Annotated in this window: 2 protein-coding genes; both read right to left on the bottom strand. The window is 64.0% G+C overall.

Annotated features, from left to right (window positions below):
- Positions 1–68 precede the first annotated feature (68 nt).
- Positions 69–851, bottom strand: a complete 783-nt coding sequence (gene istB / locus N7E59_RS11755; RefSeq protein WP_261625127.1) for an IS21-like element helper ATPase IstB — start codon at positions 849–851, stop codon at positions 69–71.
- Entirely contained in the window at positions 851–2,098 is a 1,248-nt protein-coding gene (istA, locus tag N7E59_RS11750) for an IS21 family transposase (protein WP_261625126.1), read from the bottom strand. Before istA ends, istB begins: the two co-directional genes overlap by 1 nt.
- Between the last annotated feature and the right edge of the window lie 71 nt (positions 2,099–2,169).

Raw genomic sequence — 2,169 nt, 5'->3', positions numbered from 1 at the left:
ACCTCGTGTCAACGACGGGCGAAAACTGGACACTTTCTGACGGGTGAAATCTGGACACTCTGTGGTGGTTATGGGGTTGTGGGGGTGGTGGTCTCGAGGAGCTCGCGGCGGGTCTTTGTCCGGTAGGACTCTCCGTCGAGGGCGAGGACTTCGGCGTGGTGGATGAGCCTGTCGATCATGGCTGCGGCGACGGCTTCGTCGGTGAAGATCTCACCCCACCGGCTGAAGGCCATGTTGGAAGTGATCAGCAGTGATCCTTGTTCGTATCGGGCAGCGATGAGCTGGAAGAACAGGTTGGCCGCGTCGGCGTCGAAGGGCAGGTAGCCTAGTTCGTCGATGATCAGCAGCCGGTAGCGGCGCAGCCGTTTGATCTCGGCGTTGAGGCCGCCGTGACGCTGGTGGGCCTCAGAGAGCCGGTTGACCCACCCGGCGGCGGTGTCGAAGAGTACTGGGTGCCCGGCCTGGCAGGCTTTGATGCCCAGCCCGATGGCCAGATGTGTCTTGCCCACTCCTGGGGGCCCCAGCAGGATGACGTTCTCTGCCTTGGGAATGAAGCTCATCGAGGACAGGTGGGCCAGTACATCTCGGCGCAGGGTGGGCTGGTAATCGGGGTTGAAGTCCTCCAGTGTCTTGCGTGTGGGAAACTTCGCGGTGCTGATCCGCAGCGCGGTGCCGTTGGCCTCTCGGTCAGCGACCTGGCGTCCCAGCACCGCGGCGAGGTACTCCTCGTGGGACCAGCCCTCGTCCCGGGCGGTATCAGCCAGCTGTTCGAAGACCTTGCCGATGGTCGGGGTCTTCATCGCCCGGGCCAGATGCATGATGCTCTTTGTCACCTCAGTGGCGGTACTCATCAGGCGGCCTCCTTCCGCGCAGCCGGTGCGGGGGTCAACCCGAAGAGCTCGTCGTAAGAGCCCAGATCCCGGACTGCCACCGTGGCCTCGCCCGGGGCGGTGGCCCGTTGGGCTCGGATGCGCCCGTACTCAGCCCGCAGCACCCGAGCGGTTTCCACATGGGCGGGGTCAGTGATCACCTGCTGGCTGGCCCAGCAGCGCTGATGGTCAGCCACCACCTGGCCCTCACAGACCACTACCACCCGCTCAAGGGTGCCGGTGACCTGGACCAGCCGGCCGATGCACTTCGGGTCCACGCTGTAGTCGTTAGTGGCCAGACGCACGTAGTAGTCCCGGCCCAGCCGGGTCTGGAAGCTGAACCCGGTCGCCGGCGGGGACGGCGGCAGCGGTGTCATCGCCTCGAGATCCTTGGCAAGGACGTTCACCGGCTTATCCCCCAGGGAGCGGATCTTGCGCTGATTCGCTACCTCGGTGATCCACGCGCTGATCTGGGTGTTGAAGTCCTGCGGGCTGGTAAACCTGCGTCCGGGCAGAAACGAGGTCTCGAAATAGTCGTTGTTCCGCTCGGTCATGCCCTTGAACTCGGGATCCCGCTTCGGAGCGATCACCATCTTCGCTGCGGTAGTCCCGGCGAAAGCCTGTACCTCTGGCAAGGCCTTGCCCTTCGGCGCGATCGCGGCCTCACGGTCCCAGATCAGCTGCTTCGACACCGCCCCGACCCCTGTGACCAGCTGCCACATCCCCGCTAACAGGTCACCCTGCTGCCGGGAAGGGATCATCAAAGCGGTCAGGAACCGAGAGAACGTCAGAGTCATCACCAGCACCGGCAGCACCCGGGCCTGCCCATACCCGAGGGGGATCACAGGTTCGGGGAACCATAGGTCGAACTGGGCCGCTTCCCCGGGCCGGTGGACCAGCCGGTCAGCAGGGTCCACCCCGGTATAGAGCGGACGCAGCTGCCGGATGCGATCTTTGAGGATCGTCATGGAGTGCTCCCAGCCGATCCGCTCAGCAATCACCGTCGCCGGCATTCTCGGGGCATCAGCCAGCAGAGCTTTGATCTGCGGCACATAGGCATCCACCAGCGAGCCCTTCGGTGCCCGCTGATACTTTGGCGGCTCAGCCGACTCCAGAGCCTTGTAGACGGTGGTCCGGGATACACCGAGTTTCTCAGCGATCTGCTTCTTCGGCATCTTCTCCGCCCGGTGCAGCCGGCGGATCTCAGCCCAATCTTCCATCGTGATCATGCCTCCCAGCATGGACGGGAGTGTTCAGCTTTCACCCGTCGCTGAGTGTCCAGTATTCACGCGTCGTCGAC

Source organism: Nesterenkonia marinintestina (genome assembly GCF_025420485.1).
Taxonomy (GTDB): domain Bacteria; phylum Actinomycetota; class Actinomycetes; order Actinomycetales; family Micrococcaceae; genus Nesterenkonia; species Nesterenkonia marinintestina.
The sequence above is the reverse complement of the archived record's forward strand: the minus strand, read 5'-3'. Positions and strand labels throughout refer to the sequence as shown.